Genomic DNA, 21,645 nt, shown 5'->3' with positions numbered 1-21,645 from the left:
TCATGGCAGATTATCAGGGTAAAAAAGTCGTCATTATTGGGCTGGGCATGACCGGCCTGTCATGCGTGGACTTTTTCATGGCGCGCGGCGTAACCCCGCGCGTTATGGACACCCGCGTCGCGCCTCCCGGGCTGGATAAATTGCCTGAATCGGTCGAATGCCATGTCGGCGGCCTCAATGATACCTGGCTGCTGGCGGCGGATCTGATTGTCGCCAGTCCCGGCATCGCGCTGGCTCATCCTTCGTTGAGCGCGGCGGCGGACGCTGGCGTAGAGATCGTTGGCGATATCGAACTGTTCTGCCGCGAAGCGCAGGCGCCGATCATCGCCATTACCGGCTCGAACGGCAAAAGCACCGTCACCACCCTGGTGGGCGAGATGGCGAAAGCGGCCGGGGTTAACGTCGGCGTGGGCGGCAATATCGGCCTGCCGGCGCTGATGCTGCTGGATACCGATCGTGAGCTGTATGTCCTGGAGCTCTCCAGCTTCCAGCTGGAAACCACCTCCAGCCTGCAGGCGGTGGCGGCAACCATCCTCAACGTGACTGAGGACCATATGGACCGCTACCCGCTGGGGCTGCAGCAGTATCGCGCGGCGAAGCTGCGGATTTACGAGAATGCGAAGACCTGCGTGGTCAACGCGGACGATGCGCTCACCATGCCGGTACGCGGCGCGGACGATCGCTGCATCAGCTTTGGCGTCGATGTCGGTGACTACCACCTTAACCGTCAGCAGGGCGAGACCTGGCTGCGCGTTAAAGGTGAGAAAGTCCTCAATGTAAAAGAGATGTCTATCACGGGTCAGCATAACTACAGCAACGCCCTGGCGGCGCTGGCGCTGGCCGATGCCGCGGGCCTGCCGCGTGCCAGCAGCCTGAAGGCGCTGACCACCTTTACCGGCCTGGCGCATCGCTTCCAGCTGGTGCTGGATCACAACGGCGTGCGCTGGATTAACGACTCGAAGGCAACCAACGTTGGCAGTACCGAGGCGGCGCTGAACGGCCTGCAGCTTGATGGCACGCTGTATCTGCTGCTGGGCGGCGACGGCAAGTCCGCTGATTTCACCCCGCTGAAGCGCTACCTTGGCGGCGATCGTATCCGCCTGTACTGCTTTGGTCGCGACGGCGCCGAGCTCGCCGAGCTGCGTCCTGAGGTGGCGGTACAAACTGAAACCATGGAACAGGCGATGCGTCAGATTGCGCCCCTGGTGAAAGCGGGCGACATGGTTCTCCTGTCGCCGGCCTGCGCCAGCCTGGATCAGTTTAAGAACTTTGAACAACGGGGCGAGATGTTTGCCCGCCTGGCGAAGGAGTTAGGTTGATGCGTTTCTCTCTCCCACGCCTGAGAATGCCGCAACTGAGCTTGCCTCGGTTGAGACTGCCGCGACTGCCGGGGATGTTTATCTTCGCCTGGCTGTTCGCCGCGCTGAAAGGCTGGGTGATGGGCTCGCGCCCAAAAGATAACGACAGTCTGGTGATGTATGACCGGATGCTGCTGTGGCTGACCTTCGGCCTGGCGGCGATCGGCTTTATTATGGTGACCTCGGCGTCAATGCCGGTGGGGCAGCGTCTGGCGAACGATCCTTTCCTCTTCGCCAAGCGTGACGGCCTGTACATTGTGCTGGCCTTTGTCCTCGCGCTGGTGACGCTGCGACTGCCGATGGATTTCTGGCAGCGCCACAGTACCGCGATGCTGATCGCCTCGATCGTCATGCTGCTGATCGTGCTGGTGGTGGGTAGCTCGGTAAACGGTGCATCGCGCTGGATCGCCCTCGGTCCGCTGCGCATTCAGCCGGCGGAGTTCACCAAGCTGTCGCTGTTCTGCTACATCGCCAACTATCTGGTGCGTAAAGCTGATGAAGTGCGCAACAACCTGCGCGGCTTCTTAAAACCGATGGGCGTGATTTTCGTGCTGGCGATCCTGCTGCTGGCGCAGCCTGACCTCGGTACGGTGGTGGTGCTGTTCGTCACCACGCTGGCGATGCTGTTCCTCGCCGGCGCCAAGCTGTGGCAGTTCATCGCCATTATCGGCATGGGCATCTCGGCGGTGGTCCTGTTGATCCTCGCCGAACCGTACCGTATTCGCCGCGTGACCTCCTTCTGGAACCCGTGGGAAGACCCGTTCGGCAGCGGCTACCAGCTGACCCAGTCGCTGATGGCCTTTGGCCGCGGCGAGATGTGGGGGCAGGGACTCGGTAACTCGGTGCAAAAACTGGAGTATTTGCCGGAAGCGCACACTGACTTTATCTTCGCCATCATCGGCGAAGAACTCGGTTATATCGGTGTGGTACTGGCGCTTTTAATGGTATTCTTCGTCGCTTTCCGCGCCATGTCGATTGGCCGAAAAGCGCTGGAGATCGATCATCGCTTCTCCGGCTTCCTCGCCTGTGCGATTGGTATCTGGTTTAGCTTCCAGGCGTTAGTTAACGTCGGGGCGGCGGCGGGGATGCTGCCGACGAAAGGTCTGACGCTGCCGCTGATCAGTTATGGTGGTTCCAGTCTGCTGATTATGTCGACGGCCATCATGTTGTTGTTGCGAATTGATTATGAAACGCGTCTGGAAAAAGCCCAGGCGTTTACACGGGGTGTTCGATGAGCGGTCAGGAAAAGCGGTTGATGGTGATGGCGGGCGGTACCGGCGGGCATGTGTTCCCGGGACTGGCGGTCGCGCACCATCTAATGGACCAGGGCTGGCAGGTTCGCTGGCTGGGTACCGCCGATCGTATGGAAGCGGATTTAGTGCCGAAAAACGGCATCGAGATTGATTTTATCCGTATCTCCGGCCTGCGTGGCAAAGGGATTAAAGCACAGCTGCTGGCGCCGGTGCGGATCTTCAACGCCTGGCGTCAGGCGCGGGCGATCATGAAGCGTTTCCAGCCGGACGTGGTGCTGGGCATGGGCGGCTATGTGTCCGGGCCTGGCGGTCTGGCGGCGTGGTCGCTGGGGATCCCGGTGGTCCTCCACGAGCAAAACGGCATTGCCGGCCTGACCAACAAGTGGCTGGCGAAGATTGCGAAGAAAGTGATGCAGGCGTTTCCCGGCGCCTTTCCGCATGCGGACGTGGTCGGCAATCCGGTGCGCACCGATGTGCTGGCGCTGCCGCTGCCGGGGCAGCGTCTGGTGGGCCGTCAGGGGCCGATTCGCGTGCTGGTGGTCGGTGGCTCTCAGGGCGCGCGCGTCCTGAACCAGACCATGCCGCAGGTGGCGGCGAAGCTCGGCGATACGGTGACCATCTGGCATCAGAGCGGTAAAGGCGGCCAGCAAACCGTGCAGCAGGCCTATGCCGCCGCGGGGCAGCCGCAGCATAAAGTGACGGAATTTATTGATGATATGGCCGCGGCGTATGCCTGGGCAGATGTTGTGGTTTGCCGTTCCGGCGCGCTGACGGTTAGCGAAATCGCGGCCGCGGGCTTACCGGCGCTGTTTGTACCGTTCCAGCACAAAGATCGTCAGCAGTACTGGAATGCGCTGCCGCTGGAGAAAGCCGGCGCGGCGAAAATTCTCGAACAGCCGGCGTTCACGGTAGAGGCGGTAGCCTCTACTCTGGCGAGCTGGGATCGGGAAACCTTGCTGGACATGGCGGAACGAGCGCGTGGCGCTTCGATTCCGGACGCTACCGAGCGGGTAGCAGAAGAGGTCAGCGCCGTAGCTTTGGCGCGCTAATTGCGGTGATTTTCACCGCCCGAATACAGATGTTGATGGCGTAAAGAATGAATACACAAGATTTGGCAAAACTGCGTTCCATAGTGCCCGAGATGCGTCGCGTCCGGCACATTCACTTTGTCGGCATCGGCGGTGCCGGTATGGGCGGTATTGCCGAAGTGTTGGCTAATGAAGGTTACCAGATCAGCGGCTCCGATCTCGCGCCGAATCCGGTGACCCAGCAGCTGTCGCAGCTTGGCGCCACCATTTATTTCAACCATCGCCCGGAAAACGTGCGCGATGCCAGCGTGGTCGTAGTTTCCAGCGCGATTTCCGCCGATAACCCGGAAATCGTCGCCGCGCACGAAGCGCGTATCCCGGTGATCCGCCGTGCGGAAATGCTGGCGGAGCTGATGCGCTTCCGTCACGGGATCGCGATTGCCGGAACTCACGGCAAAACCACCACCACCGCGATGGTGTCCAGTATTTACGCCGAAGCCGGGCTGGACCCGACCTTCGTCAACGGCGGGCTGGTGAAAGCGGCGGGCGTTCATGCGCGTCTCGGCCATAGCCGTTACCTGATTGCGGAAGCGGATGAGAGCGATGCGTCGTTCCTGCATCTGCAGCCGATGGTCGCGATTGTGACCAACATCGAAGCCGACCATATGGATACCTACCATGGCGACTTCGAAAATCTGAAGCAGACCTTTATTAATTTCCTGCACAACCTGCCGTTCTACGGACGCGCGGTAATGTGCGTGGACGATCCGGTTATTCGTGAACTGCTGCCGCGCGTTGGCCGGCAGATCACCACCTACGGTTTCAGCGACGACGCCGACGTTCGCGTAGAAGACTACCGTCAGGTTGGGGCGCAGGGGCATTTCCGCCTGGTGCGTCAGGATAAAGAACTGCTGCAGGTGACACTCAATGCCCCGGGACGCCATAACGCGCTGAACGCGGCGGCGGCTGTCGCCGTGGCGACGGAAGAGGGGATTGACGATCAGGCGATCCTGCGCGCGCTGGAAAGCTTCCAGGGTACCGGTCGTCGCTTCGACTTTCTTGGCGAATATCCGCTGACGGAAGTCAACGGCAAAGCGGGCAGTGCGATGCTGATCGATGACTACGGTCACCACCCGACGGAAGTCGACGCCACTATCAAAGCGGCGCGTGCCGGCTGGCCGGATAAAAATCTGGTGATGGTATTCCAGCCGCACCGTTATACCCGTACTCGCGATCTGTACGATGATTTCGCCAACGTGCTGACTCAGGTCGATGCGCTGCTGATGCTCGATGTCTACCCGGCAGGCGAAGCGCCGATCCCGGGCGCCGACAGCCGCTCGCTGTGCCGTACGATCCGCGGTCGCGGTAAAGTCGACCCGATTCTGGTATCCGACCCGGCGCAGGCCGCGGCGATGCTGGCGTCGGTGCTGACCGGCAACGATTTAGTGCTGGTGCAAGGTGCCGGAAACATTGGAAAAATCGCCCGTCACCTGGCTGAAATCAAACTGATCCCGCAAAAAACGGAGGAGGAGCGCCATGGCTGATAAAATCGCGGTGCTTTTCGGTGGAACCTCCGCTGAACGTGAAGTGTCGCTGAATTCAGGCGCCGCGGTGCTGGCCGGGCTGCGTGAAGCCGGGGTGGATGCCCATCCGGTTGACCCGCGCGATGTCGATATTACCCAGTTGAAAAAGCTGGGCTTTAAGAAAGCGTTTATTGCACTCCACGGCCGCGGCGGGGAAGATGGCACGCTGCAGGGGCTGTTGGATCTGATCCAGCTGCCTTATACCGGCAGCGGCGTGATGGCTTCGGCGATTTCAATGGATAAACTGCGCAGCAAATGGCTGTGGCAGGGGGCCGGATTACCGGTCGCGCCGTGGGTGGCGCTGACCCGCGCCCAGTTTAGCGCCGGATTATCTGCTGATGTCGAACAGCAGATTGCGGCGCTGGGTCTGCCGCTCATCATCAAGCCCAGCCGCGAAGGCTCCAGCGTTGGGATGTCGAAAGTCAGCGAAAGCTGTGATTTAGCGAGTGCACTCGCGCTGGCTTTTCAGCATGATGATGAAGTTTTGGTCGAAAAATGGCTCAGTGGGCCGGAATTTACCGTCGCCATCGTCGGTGAAGAAATTTTACCGTCAATACGTATCCAGGCGGCTGGAACCTTCTATGATTATGAGGCGAAGTATCTCTCTGATGAGACGCAATATTTCTGCCCAGGATTGGAAGATCCAGCGCGTGAGTCAGTCATTCAGAGCCTGGTGCTTAAAGCCTGGAATGTTCTGGGTTGCAAAGGCTGGGGCCGTATTGACGTCATGCTGGACAGCGATGGCCAGTTTTATCTGCTGGAAGCGAATACTTCCCCGGGCATGACCAGCCATAGCCTTGTACCGATGGCGGCGCGTCAGGCAGGAATGAGCTTCTCCCAGCTTGTTGTACGAATTCTGGACCTGGCGGGGTGATATGTCGCAGGCTGCGCTGAATACGCGGAACCATGAAGAGGACGTTTCTTCTTCGCGTCGGAGTAATGGAACGCGGCTGGCAGGGATCGTTTTCCTGCTGGCGGTGCTGTTTACCGTGCTGGTCAGCGGGTGGATGGTTCTTGGCTGGATGGAAGACGCGCAGCGTTTACCGCTGTCGAAGATGGTGGTGACCGGCGAGCGTCACTATACGCGCAATGATGACATCCGCCAGGCGATCCTGGCGCTGGGTTCGCCGGGCACCTTTATGACTCAGGATGTGAACATCATTCAGAGTCAGATTGAACGTCTGCCATGGATTAAGCAGGCGAGCGTCCGAAAGCAGTGGCCCGATGAATTGAAGATTCATCTGGTTGAATATGTGCCGATTGCACGCTGGAATGATCAACATATGGTGGATGCAGAAGGAAATGCCTTCAGCGTGCCGGCGGATCGCACCAGCAAACAGAATTTACCGATGTTATATGGCCCGGAAGGCAGCGAGAACGAAGTGCTGCAAGGGTACCGTGACATGGGGCAGGTGCTGGCAAAGGATAAATTCACGTTGAAAGTGGCGGCAATGACCGCCCGTCGTTCCTGGCAGTTGACGCTTAATAATGACATTAAGCTCAACCTTGGCCGTGGCGACACCATGAAACGGCTTCAGCGCTTTATGGAACTCTACCCGGTTCTTCAGCAGCAGGCGCAGACCGACGGCAAACGGATTAGCTACGTTGATTTGCGTTATGACTCGGGTGCGGCAGTGGGCTGGGTACCTGCTCCCGCAGAGGAAACTAATCAACAACAGAATCAGGCACAGGCAGAACAACAATGATCAAGGCGACGGACAGAAAACTGGTAGTTGGACTGGAGATTGGCACCGCCAAGGTGGCCGCTTTAGTAGGGGAAGTTCTGCCCGACGGCATGATTAATATCATCGGCGTGGGCAGTTGCCCATCGCGTGGTATGGATAAAGGCGGTGTGAACGACCTCGAGTCGGTGGTGAAATGCGTACAGCGCGCCATCGACCAGGCCGAACTGATGGCGGATTGCCAGATTTCATCAGTTTATTTGGCTCTTTCGGGTAAACATATAAGCTGTCAGAATGAAATCGGGATGGTACCGATTTCGGAAGAAGAAGTGACGCTGGACGACGTCGAGAACGTGGTCCATACCGCGAAGTCGGTTCGCGTACGCGATGAGCACCGCGTCCTGCACGTGATTCCGCAGGAATACGCCATTGACTACCAGGAAGGGATAAAAAACCCGGTAGGGCTGTCCGGCGTGCGTATGCAGGCGAAGGTACATCTGATTACCTGCCATAACGATATGGCGAAAAACATTGTTAAAGCGGTGGAACGTTGTGGTCTGAAAGTTGACCAACTTATTTTCGCCGGTTTAGCGGCCAGTTATTCCGTATTAACAGAAGACGAACGTGAGCTGGGCGTCTGCGTGGTGGATATTGGCGGTGGTACAATGGATATCGCCGTCTATACCGGCGGCGCGCTGCGTCACACCAAAGTGATCCCGTACGCGGGCAACGTGGTGACCAGCGATATCGCCTATGCCTTCGGTACGCCGCCGAGCGACGCCGAAGCCATTAAGGTTCGTCACGGTTGCGCGTTGGGTTCCATCGTCGGTAAAGACGAAAACGTCGAAGTACCGAGCGTAGGCGGACGGCCGCCGCGTAGCCTGCAGCGTCAGACGCTGGCTGAGGTGATTGAACCGCGCTATACCGAACTGCTTAATCTGGTCAATGAAGAGATCCTGCAGTTGCAGGAACAGCTCCGCCAGCAGGGGGTTAAACACCATCTGGCGGCGGGGATTGTGTTAACCGGCGGCGCGGCGCAAATTGAAGGTCTGGCGGCCTGTGCGCAGCGCGTATTCCATACTCAGGTGCGCATTGGCGCGCCGCTGAACATCACCGGTTTAACGGACTATGCCCAGGAGCCGTATTATTCGACGGCGGTGGGGCTGCTGCACTACGGAAAAGAGTCACATCTGAGTGGTGAAGCGGAAGTCGAAAAACGCGTGACGGCGTCGGTGGGCTCGTGGATTAAGCGACTCAACAGCTGGCTGCGAAAAGAGTTTTAATTTTTTAAGAGAACGCAGACAATTAGCGTTCTCAGGCGACAGGCACAAAACGGAGAGAAACTATGTTTGAACCTATGGAACTGACCAACGACGCGGTGATTAAAGTCATCGGCGTCGGTGGCGGCGGCGGTAATGCCGTTGAACACATGGTGCGCGAGCGCATTGAGGGTGTTGAATTCTTCGCGGTGAACACCGATGCGCAGGCGCTGCGTAAAACGGCTGTTGGCCAGACTATTCAGATCGGTAGCGGTATTACCAAAGGTCTGGGCGCTGGCGCGAACCCGGAAGTCGGCCGTAATGCGGCGGACGAAGACCGTGAAGCGCTGCGCGCGGCCCTTGATGGCGCAGACATGGTGTTCATCGCGGCAGGCATGGGCGGCGGTACCGGTACCGGCGCGGCGCCTGTTGTTGCCGAAGTGGCTAAGGATCTGGGGATCCTCACCGTGGCGGTGGTCACTAAGCCGTTTAATTTTGAAGGCAAGAAGCGCATGGCGTTTGCTGAGCAGGGGATCACCGAGCTGTCCAAGCACGTTGACTCACTGATCACCATCCCGAACGACAAGCTGCTGAAAGTACTTGGCCGCGGCATTTCTCTGCTTGACGCGTTCGGCGCGGCAAACGACGTCCTCAAAGGCGCGGTGCAGGGTATCGCCGAACTGATTACCCGTCCGGGCCTGATGAACGTCGACTTCGCGGACGTCCGTACCGTGATGTCAGAAATGGGCTACGCGATGATGGGCTCCGGCGTGGCGAGCGGTGAAGACCGTGCGGAAGAAGCGGCTGAAATGGCTATCTCTTCTCCGCTGCTGGAAGATATCGACCTGTCCGGCGCGCGCGGCGTGCTGGTTAACATCACCGCGGGCTTCGACCTGCGTCTGGATGAGTTCGAAACCGTGGGTAACACCATCCGCGCATTTGCTTCGGACAACGCCACCGTGGTTATCGGTACCTCTCTGGACCCGGATATGAACGACGAACTGCGCGTCACCGTAGTGGCGACCGGTATCGGCATGGATAAGCGTCCGGAAATTACCCTGGTGACCAACAAACAGGTTCAGCAGCCGGTGATGGATCGCTACCAGCAGCACGGTATGTCCCCGCTGACGCAAGAGCAGAAGCCAGCGGCAAAAGTGGTGAACGACAATACGCCGCAAACCGCGAAAGAGCCGGATTATCTGGATATCCCAGCCTTCCTGCGTAAGCAAGCCGATTAAGAATCGACTGGAAGTTGGGCATCTGCGCTCTTTGTGCTAAACTGGCCTCCCGATAGTGGTGTACACTTCGGTTGGATAGGTAAATTGGCGAGATTATACGATGATCAAACAAAGGACTCTTAAACGTATCGTTCAGGCGACTGGTGTCGGTTTGCATACCGGCAAGAAAGTCACACTGACGTTACGCCCTGCGCCGGCAAATACCGGGGTCATCTATCGTCGCACCGACTTGAATCCACCGGTAGATTTTCCGGCTGATGCCAAATCTGTGCGTGATACCATGCTCTGTACTTGCCTGGTTAATGAGCATGACGTGCGGATTTCTACGGTTGAACACCTGAACGCCGCATTGGCTGGCCTGGGTATCGACAACATTATTGTTGAAGTCGATGCACCGGAAATCCCGATTATGGACGGCAGTGCGGCTCCGTTCGTTTATTTGTTGCTGGACGCCGGCATCGATGAACTGAACTGCGCCAAGAAATTTGTACGTATCAAAGAGACGGTTCGCGTCGAAGATGGCGACAAATGGGCTGAATTCAAACCGTACAATGGTTTTTCGCTGGACTTCACCATCGATTTTAACCATCCGGCGATTGATGCCAGCACCCAGCGCTATACGCTGAACTTCTCGGCCGATGCGTTCATGCGTCAGATTAGTCGTGCGCGTACCTTCGGTTTCATGCGCGATATCGAATATCTGCAGTCCCGCGGCCTGTGCCTGGGCGGCAGCTTCGATTGTGCCATCGTTGTTGACGATTATCGCGTACTGAACGAAGACGGTCTGCGCTTTGAAGACGAATTTGTTCGCCACAAAATGCTGGATGCGATCGGTGACCTGTTTATGTGTGGTCACAACATTATCGGCGCATTCACGGCGTACAAATCGGGTCACGCGTTGAATAACAAACTGCTGCAGGCTGTTCTGGCAAAACAGGAAGCCTGGGAGTATGTGACCTTCGAAGACGACGCAAAACTGCCAATGGCGTTCCGCGCACCGTCGATGGTTTTGGCGTAAGCCTGACCATTCAGTAAATTCGACTGGTAACCTGGTACTCTCTCCGACCAGGGAACCAGTCGTTTTTCTTTTATAGCCTCTTCCCGTTATTTTTCGCTGCGATTTCTGGGTAATAATTAGCGCGCGTTCGCTGCTTTATTAAGCGTTTTCCCCGGGCAACAGCCTTCATTCATGCTGCCTCAGCGCGCTATTAATGTTAGTATTTGAGCGCAAAATTATTTCTCCGGGTTGCTTTACCCCGTGGACATCAGGTTGTCCTGCGAAAAACGTTAATAAAGAGACAGCCTGAACGACAACGGGTATACCAAAGAAAGGTAATGAACGTGAGTGGATTGCTGACGCGCTGGCGACAGTTTGGCAGACGGTATTTTTGGCCGCATCTCCTGTTGGGGATGGTCGCGGCCAGCCTCGGCCTGCCTGCGCTAAGCAACGGCCATGAGACCGCGACGCCAGCGAAGGCGACCGCCAGCAACCATAATCCGAGCAAAGTTAATTTCTCCCAGCTGGCGCTGCTGGAGACGAATCGCCGGCCAAACTTTACCGTCGACTACTGGCATCAGCACGCCATTCGCACCGTTATTCGTCATCTCTCTTTCGCCATGGCGCCGCAGGCCTTGCCGGTGGCGGAAGAAGCGTCCCCGCTGCAGGCGCAGCATCTGGCGCTGCTCGACACGCTCAGCGCGCTGCTGACGCAGGACAGCACGCCGCCGGTGGTGTTCCGCCAGGCGGCATATATCCCTTCCTCATATTCTGCCTTCCGCGTCGGCGCCTGGATAAGCCAGGTAGCGGGGATCCGCGCAGGGCCTCAACGTCTCAGCTGAAAATAACCACGGACTATCCTATTTTTTGTGACTCCGCACCGCGGGGCGTTTGAGATTTTATTATGCTTATTAAAATGTTAACCAAGGTTTTCGGCAGCCGTAACGACCGTACGCTGCGTCGTATGCGCAAAGTCGTCAATATCATCAACGGTATGGAACCGGCGATGGAAAAACTCTCTGATGACGAGCTGAAAGCGAAAACCGCTGAATTCCGCGCGCGCCTGGAAAAAGGCGAAGTGCTGGAAAACCTGATCCCTGAAGCTTTCGCCGTCGTTCGCGAAGCCAGTAAGCGCGTGTTCGGCATGCGTCACTTCGACGTCCAGTTGCTGGGCGGTATGGTGCTTAACGATCGCTGCATCGCCGAGATGCGTACCGGTGAAGGTAAAACCCTGACCGCGACCCTGCCGGCCTACCTCAACGCGCTGACCGGCAAAGGCGTTCACGTGGTGACCGTCAACGATTATCTGGCCCAGCGTGACGCCGAAAATAACCGCCCGCTGTTCGAATTCCTCGGCATGACCGTTGGCATCAACATGTCCGGCCTGCCGGCGCCGGCGAAGCGTGAAGCCTACGCTGCCGATATCACCTATGGCACCAACAACGAATACGGCTTCGATTACCTGCGCGACAACATGGCCTTCAGCCCGGAAGAGCGCGTTCAGCGTAAACTGCACTATGCGCTGGTGGATGAGGTGGACTCCATCCTGATCGATGAGGCGCGTACCCCGCTGATCATTTCCGGCCCGGCAGAAGACAGCTCTGAAATGTACCGCAAGGTCAACAAGATCATTCCACACCTGATCCGTCAGGAAAAAGAGGATTCGGACACCTTCACCGGCGAAGGCCACTTCTCGGTGGATGAAAAAGCGCGTCAGGTTAACCTGACCGAACGCGGTCTGGTGCTGATTGAAGAGCTGCTGGTACAGGAAGGCATTATGGATGAAGGTGAGTCCCTGTACTCCCCGACCAACATTATGCTGATGCACCACGTCACCGCCGCGCTGCGCGCCCATGCGCTGTTCACCCGCGACGTTGACTACATCGTTAAAGATGGCGAAGTTATCATCGTTGATGAGCACACTGGCCGTACGATGCAGGGCCGCCGCTGGTCCGATGGCCTGCACCAGGCCGTTGAGGCCAAAGAGGGCGTGGAGATCCAGAACGAGAACCAGACCCTGGCCTCTATCACATTCCAGAACTATTTCCGTCTGTATGAGAAACTGGCGGGGATGACCGGTACCGCCGATACTGAAGCCTTTGAATTCAGCTCCATCTATAAGCTGGATACCGTGGTCGTCCCGACCAACCGTCCGATGATCCGTAAAGACATGGCGGATCTGGTCTATATGACCGAAGCGGAAAAAATTCAGGCGATTATCGAAGATATTAAAACCCGTACCGCAGCCGGTCAGCCGGTGTTGGTGGGGACAATCTCGATCGAGAAATCGGAAGTGGTTTCCCGTGAGCTGACCAAAGCCGGCATTAAGCACAACGTTCTGAACGCCAAGTTCCACGCCAGCGAAGCGGACATCGTCGCCCAGGCAGGCTATCCTTCCGCGGTGACCATCGCTACCAACATGGCGGGCCGTGGTACCGATATTATGCTCGGCGGTAGCTGGCAGGCGGAAGTCGCGGCGCTGGAAAACCCAACGCCTGAGCAGATTGAACAAATCAAAGCCGACTGGCAGGTGCGCCACGATGCGGTACTGGCCGCAGGCGGCCTGCACATCATCGGTACCGAGCGTCATGAATCACGCCGTATCGATAACCAGCTGCGCGGCCGTGCCGGTCGTCAGGGGGATGCCGGTTCTTCCCGCTTCTACCTGTCGATGGAAGATGCCCTGATGCGTATCTTCGCCTCCGATCGCGTATCCGGCATGATGCGTAAACTGGGGATGAAACCCGGCGAAGCCATTGAGCACCCGTGGGTCACCAAGGCTATCGCCAACGCACAGCGTAAAGTCGAGAGCCGTAACTTCGATATTCGTAAGCAGCTGCTGGAATATGATGATGTGGCCAACGACCAGCGCCGGGCAATTTACACCCAGCGTAACGAACTGCTGGACGTGTCTGACGTCAGCGAAACCATCAACAGCATCCGCGAAGACGTGTTTAAGGCGACTATCGATGCCCATATTCCACCGCAGTCGCTGGAGGAAATGTGGGATATCGAAGGCCTGCAGGAGCGTCTGAAAAACGACTTCGACCTCGACCTGCCAATCAAAGAGTGGCTGGATAAAGAGCCGGAGCTGCATGAAGAGACCCTGCGCGAACGTATTCTGCAGAGCGCGGTAGAAACCTACCAGCGTAAAGAAGAAGTGGTCGGCGCCGAAATGATGCGCCACTTCGAGAAAGGCGTGATGCTGCAGACCCTGGATTCGCTGTGGAAAGAACACCTGGCGGCGATGGACTACCTGCGCCAGGGTATCCACCTGCGCGGCTATGCGCAGAAAGATCCGAAGCAAGAGTACAAGCGCGAATCGTTCTCTATGTTTGCCGCGATGCTGGAGTCACTGAAGTATGAAGTGATCAGCACCCTGAGCAAAGTGCAGGTGCGGATGCCGGAAGAAGTCGAGGCGATGGAGCAGCAGCGTCGTGAAGAGGCCGAGCGCCTGGCGCAGATGCAGCAGCTCAGCCATCAGAGCGATGATGAAGCCGCTGCACAGGATCTGGCGGCGCAAACCGGCGAACGTAAAGTGGGGCGTAACGATCCCTGCCCGTGCGGTTCCGGTAAAAAATACAAACAGTGCCATGGCCGTCTGAGCTAAGGGCTGATAAAAAAACAAAGGCGCAGAGTTCTGCGCCTTTTTTATGGAGCTGATTCAATGAAAAAACTGCAAATCGCCGTAGGGATAATTCGCAATCAAGAAGGCGACATCTTTATTACCCAGCGCGCCGCCGATGCCCATATGGCGAATAAACTGGAGTTCCCGGGCGGGAAGATTGAATCTGCTGAAACGCCAGAGCAGGCGTTGATCCGCGAGCTACAGGAAGAGGTGGGGATTACGGTCACCACGTTTTCACTATTTGATAAGCTGGAGTATCAGTTCCCCGATCGCCACATTACGCTGTGGTTTTTCCTCGTGGAAAGCTGGGAAGGCGAGCCCTGGGGCAAAGAGGGGCAGCCGGGACAGTGGATGGCGCGGCAGGCGCTGGATCCGGCGGCGTTTCCCCCGGCGAATGAACCGGTTATCCGCAAACTTATCGCCCAGGGCTGAGCCCCGGGTCGGGAGACTAACCCAACAGGCGTTGGGTTAGCGTGCCGTCAAATCAGGGCTGCTGTTCGCTCCAGTCATCGCTATCGGAGAGATCGCCCGCGCTGGGGATGCGCTTCTCCTCTGCTGCCCATTCTCCCAAATCGATCAGCTGGCAGCGCTTGCTGCAGAACGGACGATAGGGGCTTTGTTCGCCCCATACCACATTTTTGCCGCAGGTCGGACAATTGACGATAGTCTCTTCTGACATGTTATCTCCTTAACAGCAGGCCAGTTCAAAATCAAAGCGCTCCGGCACGATCCCATACTCACTGTCCAGCGGCAGGAAGCGGATGGCGAAACGGCTCTTATGGCCGGAGATCTGCGGATAAAGCTGGTGGGCCAGATCGAGACGCAGGCGCAGCAGATCGGCATCTTCGCCATTATCCTGATAAAAGCCATTGAGGCTGGTCTGTTTGCGAAACTGCCCGGAGTTACGGATCAGATCGAGGATCAGGCTCAGGGACTGAACCAAAGGATCGAGGCTGGCAAGCCAGCTGGCCACCTGCTCGTCACGATGCGCCTGCGGCATATGGAGCCAGATATGCAGGGTCGGTAAATCGAAGCTGCAGCAGCCTCCAGGGATACTCAGACGCTGGCGCACTAGCGCAATCAGGCGATCTTCACGCAGAAACTGACCAATGCGCGGCGCGGCCATCAGGGTGCTGGAAGACTGCTTGAGCTGCTGGCGCAGCGCGTTAATACGCTCCTGATCGACTCCCGGCACTTCTGCCCAGGACTGGAGCTTACGCTGCTGGCGCTCCAGCTCTTTGACCAGATCGGTACGCACCTCGCCGCGCTCCAGGACATCCAGCAGATCGCCGGCGTTACGGAAAAAATGGAGCGCATCGGCATGGCTGGCAATCATCGGATGGAAAGCCATCTGCTGGATCAGAAATTCGATGCGCAGCCAGGTGCGCATTTTCTCATTAAGAGGATGTTCAAACAGAACGGGGGTATGCATTACGAGTTTTCCTGTGAGGCGGCCTGCGATGCCAGCGTTAAGTACTTTTCGTGCAGGCGGGCAACATCCGATGCCACTGCATCCGGCGTGCCAGTGTTTTCAATAACATCGTCCGCGACGGCCAGGCGCTGCTCGCGCGTGGCCTGGGCGGCAAGAATATGTTCAGCATGTTCGCGGCTGACCTTATCGCGCAGCATGGTGCGTTCGATTTGCGTCTCTTTTGGCACATCGACGACCAGGACGCGATCGGCCTGGCTGGACAGGCGGTTTTCGACCAGCAAAGGTACGACCCAGAGGAGATAAGGGGAGGTGACGGCCTGCATCTGGCGGCGCGTTTCCTGCTGAATTAGCGGATGCAACAGCGCGTTGAGCCAGGCTTTTTCCTCCACCTGAGCAAAAATTTTTTCCCGCAGCAGACGGCGGTTTAGCGTGCCGTCGGGCGCGATCATCTGTGGCCCGAAGTGGCCGGCAATGGCCTGGAGCGCCGGGGTGCCGGGTTCGACTACCTGGCGGGCGATAACATCGGCATCGATAACGTTAATCCCAAGCTGCGCGAAGGCGTCGGCAACCGTACTTTTACCGCTGCCAATCCCGCCTGTTAACGCGACTGTGTACCCCATATCTTCTGACCCTGAAACGGATTGCTCGTATTTTTTGGTATTCAGACAGCGAGGACGGGCAGTATGCCGGGGAGGCGACAGCGATCTTGTCGTGATGGCCCCGTGCCAACCGGGAGCGCCGTCCGCTATTCTGTTTATTTTAATCAAGCAAATCAAATGGTTAAAAATAATACGCTGGCGGGTGGAGACATAAGCGCTTTTTTCTCCATTCACCAGGTAAATTTATACGATTGTAGCGTAAAAAAAGTGAAAATCGCAGTCTTGCGCGGGCCTGATTCGTGCGTATGATAACGTCACTGGAGTTGTGCTCTCACATTAATGCCATTAACCCCAGGAATTCGCACATGCGTATTGAAGAAGATCTGAAGCTTGGTTTCAAAGACGTTCTTATCCGCCCGAAACGCTCTACCCTCAAAAGCCGTTCTGATGTTGAGCTGGAACGTGAATTCACCTTTAAACATTCAGGCCTGACCTGGTCCGGCGTGCCGATTATTGCGGCAAACATGGATACCGTCGGCACCTTCAGCATGGCGAAAGCGCTGGCCACTTTTGGCATTCTGACCGCAGTACACAAGCACTACACCGCAGAAGAATGGCAGGCGTTTGTCCAGAGCGTATCCGCAGACGTTCTCAAGCATGTGATGGTTTCCACCGGTACTTCCGACGCGGATTTCGATAAAACGCAACAGATCCTCTCTGAGAACCCACAGTTGAATTTTGTGTGCATTGACGTCGCCAATGGCTACTCTGAACACTTCGTTCAGTTTGTGGCGAAGGCGCGCGAAGCCTGGCCGCAAAAAACCATTATCGCCGGGAACGTGGTCACCGGTGAAATGTGCGAAGAGCTGATCCTCTCCGGCGCCGATATCGTCAAAGTTGGTATTGGCCCGGGGTCCGTTTGCACCACCCGTGTCAAAACCGGGGTCGGCTACCCGCAGCTCTCCGCCGTGATCGAGTGTGCTGATGCTGCACACGGCCTTGGCGGCCAGATCATCAGCGATGGCGGTTGCACCATGCCGGGCGATGTGGCGAAAGCCTTCGGCGGCGGCGCTGATTTCGTGATGCTCGGCGGTATGCTGGCGGGCCACGAAGAGAGCGGCGGTACTGTGGTTGAAGAGAACGGTGAAAAATTCATGCTGTTTTACGGTATGAGCTCCGAGTCGGCGATGACCCGCCATGTGGGCGGTGTCGCGAAATACCGCGCGGCGGAAGGGAAAACCGTGAAGCTGCCGCTGCGTGGCCCGGTGGACAATACCGCGCGCGACATTCTCGGCGGCCTGCGTTCAGCCTGCACCTACGTTGGCGCCTCGCGACTGAAAGAGCTGACCAAACGCACCACCTTTATCCGCGTTCAGGAACAAGAGAACCGGGTATTCAACAGCCTGTAACCGGCTGCGCTGGCGCCTGCGCGGTGCCAGCGTTTCTCATCCTCCCGCCCCGCCAATGGCATCGCCCAGGTGAAAAACGGGCAAATACATCGCCACCACCAGGATCCCAACCAGCGAGCCGGTTATTACCAGCATCAGGGGTTCCAGATGCGCAGCCAGACTGTCGGCTCGCTGATGGGTCTGCTCACGATGATGATGCGCCAGGTTTTCCAGCATCTGATCCAGCGCCCCCGCGCTTTCCCCCGTACGGATGAGCTGCAGACACAGCGGTGTAAAACCGCCGCAGCGGCTTAACGCCTGCCAGATCGGATCCCCCTGAACGATCAGCGAGCGGGCCTGCGCCAGGCGCTGGCGCCACAGCGGGCACGACAGGGTCTCTTCAACGCTTTGCAGCCCCTGCAGAAAGCTGATACCGGCGCTTTGGGTTAACGCCAGAACGGTGAATATCAGGCTCAGCTGTTGGCCGCCGATCAGGGGGCCGACGAGAGGGAGCGCGTTAAGCAACTGCTGGCGACGCAGCAGCCAGTCGGCGCGCTGCCGGACCAGCTGGTTGAGCAGCAGCGGGCTCAGCAGAAAGGCCAACAGCAACGGCCAGCCGCGGCTCAGCATGTCGCCTGCCGCAATAACCATTCGCGTCAACAACGGCAGCGGCGTATTGAACGTCTGGTAGATGGCGGTGAATTCGGGAAGGACAAAATAGAGCATTCCAAGCACCACCAGCAACGCCAGAGTGAGCACGATTAGCGGGTAGCGCAGCGCCTTTTTGACCTTGCCGGCAAGCCGCTGCTGCTCCTGCTGCTGGTTGGCCAGCTGCTGGCAGCAAATATCGAGCTTGCCCGTCAGTTCGCCGGTGCTAATCATCGCCAGATACAGTGGCGGAAAAGCCTGCGGCCACTGCGCCAGTGCGGCAGAGAAGGCTACGCCCTGGGCCAGTTCGCGGCCCAGCGCCTCAAGCAGTGCCTGCCACTGCGCATGCGGTTGCTGCTGCGCCAACAGCGATAACCCTTCCGCCAGCGGTAGCCCGGCCTGCAGCAGGGTTGCCAACTGGCGGATGGTTTCGCTGCTGTAGCGCGGGTGCCACAGGCTTTGCTTCACCGAACAGCGGTGTATAGCCAGCGGCATGATGCGCTGCTGCTGGAGGTGATGCAGCACCTCCGGACGACTGGCTTGCCATAGCATCCCCTGACAAGGAGCGCCTTGTGCATCGACGCCTCGCCAGCGCCAGAGACGCTTAGTCGCCATGGGGGATCCCCAGCACCCGCACCACCTCTTCGAGGCTCGTCAACCCCTGTTCGATAGCCTGACATCCGCTTTCAAAAAGCGTCATCATGCCCGCGGCTCGCGCCAGAGATTCGATCTCAAGGGCGTTGAGTCCCTGGACTATCCCCTGACGTAGCCCCGGGGTGACAGGCAAGACCTCAAACAGCGCCAGACGGCCATGATACCCGTGATAACAGTGTTCGCAGCCTGCTGCCTGCCAGCGCGGCAGCGGGCGGGGCCACAGACTGTGCGGCAGGTCGGCGGCGCTGCCGGCATTGCGCCGGCAGTGGGGGCACAGCTTGCGGACCAGACGCTGGGCGATAACCAGCGAGAGCGCAGAAGAGATCATCCAGCGGGCGATGCCCATTTGCTGCAGGCGAGTGAGGGTTTCGCTGGTGGAATTGGTGTGCAGGGTAGAGAGCACCAGATGGCCCGTTTGAGCGGCTTTCAGCGCGATTTCAGCGGTTTCGGCATCGCGGATTTCACCCACCATCACAATATCCGGGTCCTGGCGCAACAGGGCGCGCAGCACGCTGTGAAAGGTCAGCCCGGCGCGCGGATTGATTTGCGTCTGGTTCATCCCGGCGATAGGGATCTCCAGAGGATCCTCGACGCTACAGATGTTCACTTGCTCCCGGTTTCGGGCCTGCAGGGCGCTGTAGAGGGTCACCGTTTTCCCGCTTCCGGTTGGGCCAGTGACCAGCAGCAGCCCCTGCGGCTGATTCAGCGCCTGGCGAAAGGCCGCCAGCTGAGAGGATGAGAGGCCGAGAGCCTCCAGATCCAGCGCCTGGTCAACCTGATGCAGAAGGCGCAGGACAATTTTCTCGCCATAGCGGCAGGGCAGGGTGGCGATGCGAAAGGAGAGCGGCCGTCCGGCGAGGTTCAGCGCGAACTGACCATCCTGCGGCAAACGATGCTCGGCGATATCGAGATTGGCCATCACCTTGAGTCGTGCGATAACCGGCGCGGCCAGCTCGGGCGCCAGCAGCGGCAGCGCGTGTAGCACGCCATCGACACGCAGGCGGATCCTTAAGTGCGCTTCCGTGGGCTCGATATGAATATCGGACGCCCGCTGACGCAGGGCCTGCTCGAGGATCTGGTTGACCCGCTCGGCGATGTTTTCCGGCCCTGCATTTTGCGCCAGCAGCGCCTGCTTTTCCTGGACTTGCAGGCGCTTATCCATCTGCTCCTGGCTCCAGCATTCAATATCGATCCGTTTTTGCGTCGCGAAACGCAGCGCCTCCATTAGCTCCGTCGGTGGGGTATCGACCACCGCAATGGATATCGTCTGCTCATCGCTGTGTAGCAGCAGGGCGTGATGGCGACGACAGAGAGGGATCAGCTGTTCTGTTTTCATGTTGTCGCCCTCACTTCACCCGGAAGACGTCTTCGCAGGCCTGCTGAAGTGCGCTGTTGTCGGTGATAGTGCAGACCCGCTGCCAACCGGTGACGCCTTCGGCGTTATCCCAGGTCGGGGTCAGGGTGACGCCCAGTCCGTTGAGACTTTCCTGACCGGTGAGGGTAACGACGCCTTTGGCCACGCTCATGGCGGAGAGGTAGCGCGTGGTTGTTGGCGAGGGGATGCCATTGCTGCCGCCGTCGCATGTCGTCAGGCCGCCATGATCGAGCGCGCAAAGTTCGATTGCCGTCCGGTAGGGGACAAAGGTCTGCAGCAGGTCGGTGAGGGCGGCTTTACGCAGGTAGTTCTGGTAGGCCGGGATGCCGATGGCGCTGAGAATGGCGATGATGCCGATGACCACCATCAGTTCAATCAGGGTAAAACCTTGTTGTTTATCCATAAGTCGCTCCTTGTTGTGACAGGAGCACTGTGACGGGATTCTGGGGGGCAGGCGAGGAGACGAAAACGATCCGGGAAACCGGGTTCCAGGGTTTTTACCGGTATTGCATGGCGAGCAAGAGCGACTGCGAGTCGGGTCGCAAATTCAGGCCTTCACGCCCGGAAGCGTGAAGGCCAAATCCTCAGCGGAAACGCATCGACAGGTCGAGCGCCTGCACATGTTTGGTCAGGGCCCCGACGGAGATATAGTCGACCCCGGTCTCGGCAAATTCGCGGATAGTGTCAAAGGTGACGTTGCCGGAGACCTCCAGCGCCGCCTGGCCAGCGGTGATTTTCACCGCCTCGCGCATCAGGTCGGTGGTGAAGTTATCGAGCATAATGATATCGGCCCCGGCTTTTAACGCCTGCTCCAGCTCATCCAGCGTTTCCACTTCCACTTCCACCGGCACATCAGGATGCAGCCAGAACGCCTTCTCCACCGCCTGACGGATCGAGCCGGAGGCGATGATGTGGTTTTCTTTAATCAGGAAAGCGTCGAACAGCCCCAGACGGTGGTTGGCGCCGCCGCCGCAGAGAACCGCGTATTTCAGCGCGGTACGCAGCCCTGGCAGCGTTTTACGCGTATCCAGAAGTTGGGTTTTGGTGCCGGCCAGCAGGTCGACATAGCGGCGGACGACGCTGGCGACGCCGGAGAGGGTTTGCACAAAGTTCAGCGCCGTACGTTCGCCAGTGAGCAGAATGCGCGATGGGCCTTCCAGCTCGAACAGGGGTTGATCGGCTTTGACCGCGTCGCCATCGGCGACGTGCCAGGTGATCGTCACGTCGTCACCGGCGAGCTGAATGAAGACCTCTTCCACCCAGCGTTTACCACAGAAGACGCCATCTTCGCGGGTAATGACCACCGCATGGGAGCGTGCATCCTGCGGCAATAATTGTGCGCTAATATCGTTGCTGGCGTCGACTTCGCCGCCCAAATCTTCCCGCAGGGAGTGTGCGACAGCATCGGTAATATCGAGATTAATTCGTTCCAGCAGCACGTCACGGCGGCGGTCGGGGTTGTAACGACGAGGCGACATGATAAAGCTCCAGATAGATAAGATTCAGAAGTGGGAAACATGCTA

Annotated in this window: 20 protein-coding genes; 13 read left to right on the top strand and 7 right to left on the bottom strand. The window is 58.2% G+C overall.

Going from position 1 to position 21,645, the window contains the following annotated elements; all coding sequences use genetic code 11:
- Positions 1-2: 2 nt before the first annotated feature.
- The 12 genes from murD (at position 3) to mutT (ending at position 14,458) form a co-directional block, all read left to right on the top strand.
- Positions 3-1,319, top strand: coding sequence for a UDP-N-acetylmuramoyl-L-alanine--D-glutamate ligase (murD, locus tag MKR05_RS22560; protein ID WP_023291980.1), 1,317 nt, complete (start codon positions 3-5; stop codon positions 1,317-1,319).
- The gene (gene ftsW, locus MKR05_RS22555) at positions 1,319-2,593 is read left to right on the top strand and encodes a cell division protein FtsW (protein ID WP_004204337.1); all 1,275 of its coding nucleotides are present in this window, start codon (positions 1,319-1,321) and stop codon (positions 2,591-2,593) included. Before murD ends, ftsW begins: the two co-directional genes overlap by 1 nt.
- Complete coding sequence (murG, locus tag MKR05_RS22550) at positions 2,590-3,660, top strand: undecaprenyldiphospho-muramoylpentapeptide beta-N-acetylglucosaminyltransferase (RefSeq protein WP_032429099.1); 1,071 nt, start codon at positions 2,590-2,592, stop codon at positions 3,658-3,660. Before ftsW ends, murG begins: the two co-directional genes overlap by 4 nt.
- Positions 3,661-3,707: 47 nt before the next feature.
- Positions 3,708-5,183 carry a UDP-N-acetylmuramate--L-alanine ligase gene (gene murC, locus MKR05_RS22545; protein ID WP_023291982.1) on the top strand — a complete coding sequence of 492 codons (1,476 nt, stop codon included), beginning with the start codon at positions 3,708-3,710 and terminating at the stop codon, positions 5,181-5,183.
- Positions 5,176-6,096 (top strand): D-alanine--D-alanine ligase, encoded by a 921-nt coding sequence (locus MKR05_RS22540; RefSeq protein ID WP_023291983.1) that lies wholly within the window; start codon positions 5,176-5,178, stop codon positions 6,094-6,096. Before murC ends, MKR05_RS22540 begins: the two co-directional genes overlap by 8 nt.
- Position 6,097: 1 nt before the next feature.
- Positions 6,098-6,928 carry a cell division protein FtsQ gene (gene ftsQ, locus MKR05_RS22535; RefSeq protein ID WP_004204342.1) on the top strand — a complete coding sequence of 277 codons (831 nt, stop codon included), beginning with the start codon at positions 6,098-6,100 and terminating at the stop codon, positions 6,926-6,928.
- A complete protein-coding gene (gene ftsA / locus MKR05_RS22530) occupies positions 6,925-8,187 on the top strand; it encodes a cell division protein FtsA (RefSeq protein ID WP_004204343.1) in 1,263 nt (420 codons plus the stop codon). The genes ftsQ and ftsA overlap by 4 nt, the downstream gene beginning before the upstream one ends.
- A 62-nt stretch (positions 8,188-8,249) precedes the next feature.
- Positions 8,250-9,401: a cell division protein FtsZ gene (ftsZ, locus tag MKR05_RS22525; RefSeq protein WP_002888628.1), complete on the top strand. Its 1,152-nt coding sequence runs from the start codon at positions 8,250-8,252 to the stop codon at positions 9,399-9,401.
- A 100-nt stretch (positions 9,402-9,501) separates the two neighbouring features.
- Positions 9,502-10,419 carry a UDP-3-O-acyl-N-acetylglucosamine deacetylase gene (gene lpxC / locus MKR05_RS22520; protein ID WP_002888632.1) on the top strand — a complete coding sequence of 306 codons (918 nt, stop codon included), beginning with the start codon at positions 9,502-9,504 and terminating at the stop codon, positions 10,417-10,419.
- Positions 10,420-10,742: 323 nt separating this feature from the next.
- The gene (gene secM, locus MKR05_RS22515; RefSeq protein WP_197970852.1) at positions 10,743-11,240 is read left to right on the top strand and encodes a secA translation cis-regulator SecM; all 498 of its coding nucleotides are present in this window, start codon (positions 10,743-10,745) and stop codon (positions 11,238-11,240) included.
- 62 nt (positions 11,241-11,302) lie between these two features.
- Complete coding sequence (gene secA / locus MKR05_RS22510; RefSeq protein ID WP_023291985.1) at positions 11,303-14,008, top strand: preprotein translocase subunit SecA; 2,706 nt, start codon at positions 11,303-11,305, stop codon at positions 14,006-14,008.
- Between the two features lie 57 nt (positions 14,009-14,065).
- A complete protein-coding gene (gene mutT / locus MKR05_RS22505; RefSeq protein WP_087825032.1) occupies positions 14,066-14,458 on the top strand; it encodes an 8-oxo-dGTP diphosphatase MutT in 393 nt (130 codons plus the stop codon).
- A gap of 52 nt (positions 14,459-14,510) precedes the next feature.
- On the opposite strand, the gene yacG is transcribed toward mutT, so the two are convergent.
- The 3 genes from yacG to coaE are packed head-to-tail and all read right to left on the bottom strand — an operon-like array spanning position 14,511 to position 16,078.
- Positions 14,511-14,705, bottom strand: coding sequence for a DNA gyrase inhibitor YacG (gene yacG / locus MKR05_RS22500; RefSeq protein WP_004204348.1), 195 nt, complete (start codon positions 14,703-14,705; stop codon positions 14,511-14,513).
- Between the two features lie 9 nt (positions 14,706-14,714).
- Positions 14,715-15,458 (bottom strand): cell division protein ZapD, encoded by a 744-nt coding sequence (gene zapD / locus MKR05_RS22495; protein WP_017901182.1) that lies wholly within the window; start codon positions 15,456-15,458, stop codon positions 14,715-14,717.
- Positions 15,458-16,078: a dephospho-CoA kinase gene (gene coaE / locus MKR05_RS22490; protein ID WP_023291987.1), complete on the bottom strand. Its 621-nt coding sequence runs from the start codon at positions 16,076-16,078 to the stop codon at positions 15,458-15,460. Before coaE ends, zapD begins: the two co-directional genes overlap by 1 nt.
- 344 nt (positions 16,079-16,422) lie before the next feature.
- On the opposite strand from coaE, the gene MKR05_RS22485 reads away from it, so the two are divergent.
- On the top strand, positions 16,423-17,466 hold the full coding sequence (locus MKR05_RS22485) for a GMP reductase (protein ID WP_023291988.1): 1,044 nt from the start codon (positions 16,423-16,425) through the stop codon (positions 17,464-17,466).
- 36 nt (positions 17,467-17,502) lie between these two features.
- On the opposite strand, the gene hofC is transcribed toward MKR05_RS22485, so the two are convergent.
- From hofC to nadC, 4 genes are all read right to left on the bottom strand, one after another.
- A complete protein-coding gene (gene hofC, locus MKR05_RS22480) occupies positions 17,503-18,708 on the bottom strand; it encodes a protein transport protein HofC (protein WP_087825034.1) in 1,206 nt (401 codons plus the stop codon).
- Entirely contained in the window at positions 18,698-20,083 is a 1,386-nt protein-coding gene (gene gspE / locus MKR05_RS22475) for a type II secretion system protein GspE (protein ID WP_044521028.1), read from the bottom strand. The genes hofC and gspE overlap by 11 nt, the downstream gene beginning before the upstream one ends.
- Positions 20,084-20,093: 10 nt before the next feature.
- Positions 20,094-20,525, bottom strand: coding sequence for a prepilin peptidase-dependent pilin (ppdD, locus tag MKR05_RS22470; RefSeq protein WP_044521029.1), 432 nt, complete (start codon positions 20,523-20,525; stop codon positions 20,094-20,096).
- Positions 20,526-20,706: 181 nt separating this feature from the next.
- Complete coding sequence (gene nadC / locus MKR05_RS22465; protein ID WP_023291991.1) at positions 20,707-21,600, bottom strand: carboxylating nicotinate-nucleotide diphosphorylase; 894 nt, start codon at positions 21,598-21,600, stop codon at positions 20,707-20,709.
- Positions 21,601-21,645: the final 45 nt, after the last annotated feature.

The sequence above is a fragment of the Klebsiella sp. K5-204 genome, from assembly GCF_030128585.1.
Lineage (GTDB): Bacteria > Pseudomonadota > Gammaproteobacteria > Enterobacterales > Enterobacteriaceae > Klebsiella > Klebsiella quasipneumoniae.
This window is presented reverse-complemented; position numbering and strand designations above follow the sequence as displayed.

Excerpts from the sequence above, each read along its gene's own strand:
- murD (WP_023291980.1), top strand. The coding sequence starts at position 3 with ATGGCAGATTATCAGGGTAAAAAAGTCGTCATTATTGGGCTGGGCATG.
- ftsW (WP_004204337.1), top strand. The coding sequence starts at position 1,319 with ATGCGTTTCTCTCTCCCACGCCTGAGAATGCCGCAACTGAGCTTGCCT.
- murG (WP_032429099.1), top strand. The coding sequence starts at position 2,590 with ATGAGCGGTCAGGAAAAGCGGTTGATGGTGATGGCGGGCGGTACCGGC.
- murC (WP_023291982.1), top strand. The coding sequence starts at position 3,708 with ATGAATACACAAGATTTGGCAAAACTGCGTTCCATAGTGCCCGAGATG.
- MKR05_RS22540 (WP_023291983.1), top strand. The coding sequence starts at position 5,176 with ATGGCTGATAAAATCGCGGTGCTTTTCGGTGGAACCTCCGCTGAACGT.
- ftsQ (WP_004204342.1), top strand. The coding sequence starts at position 6,098 with ATGTCGCAGGCTGCGCTGAATACGCGGAACCATGAAGAGGACGTTTCT.
- ftsA (WP_004204343.1), top strand. The coding sequence starts at position 6,925 with ATGATCAAGGCGACGGACAGAAAACTGGTAGTTGGACTGGAGATTGGC.
- ftsZ (WP_002888628.1), top strand. The coding sequence starts at position 8,250 with ATGTTTGAACCTATGGAACTGACCAACGACGCGGTGATTAAAGTCATC.
- lpxC (WP_002888632.1), top strand. The coding sequence starts at position 9,502 with ATGATCAAACAAAGGACTCTTAAACGTATCGTTCAGGCGACTGGTGTC.
- secA (WP_023291985.1), top strand. The coding sequence starts at position 11,303 with ATGCTTATTAAAATGTTAACCAAGGTTTTCGGCAGCCGTAACGACCGT.
- mutT (WP_087825032.1), top strand. The coding sequence starts at position 14,066 with ATGAAAAAACTGCAAATCGCCGTAGGGATAATTCGCAATCAAGAAGGC.
- yacG (WP_004204348.1), bottom strand. The coding sequence starts at position 14,705 with ATGTCAGAAGAGACTATCGTCAATTGTCCGACCTGCGGCAAAAATGTG.
- zapD (WP_017901182.1), bottom strand. The coding sequence starts at position 15,458 with ATGCATACCCCCGTTCTGTTTGAACATCCTCTTAATGAGAAAATGCGC.
- coaE (WP_023291987.1), bottom strand. The coding sequence starts at position 16,078 with ATGGGGTACACAGTCGCGTTAACAGGCGGGATTGGCAGCGGTAAAAGT.
- MKR05_RS22485 (WP_023291988.1), top strand. The coding sequence starts at position 16,423 with ATGCGTATTGAAGAAGATCTGAAGCTTGGTTTCAAAGACGTTCTTATC.
- hofC (WP_087825034.1), bottom strand. The coding sequence starts at position 18,708 with ATGGCGACTAAGCGTCTCTGGCGCTGGCGAGGCGTCGATGCACAAGGC.
- gspE (WP_044521028.1), bottom strand. The coding sequence starts at position 20,083 with ATGAAAACAGAACAGCTGATCCCTCTCTGTCGTCGCCATCACGCCCTG.
- ppdD (WP_044521029.1), bottom strand. The coding sequence starts at position 20,525 with ATGGATAAACAACAAGGTTTTACCCTGATTGAACTGATGGTGGTCATC.
- nadC (WP_023291991.1), bottom strand. The coding sequence starts at position 21,600 with ATGTCGCCTCGTCGTTACAACCCCGACCGCCGCCGTGACGTGCTGCTG.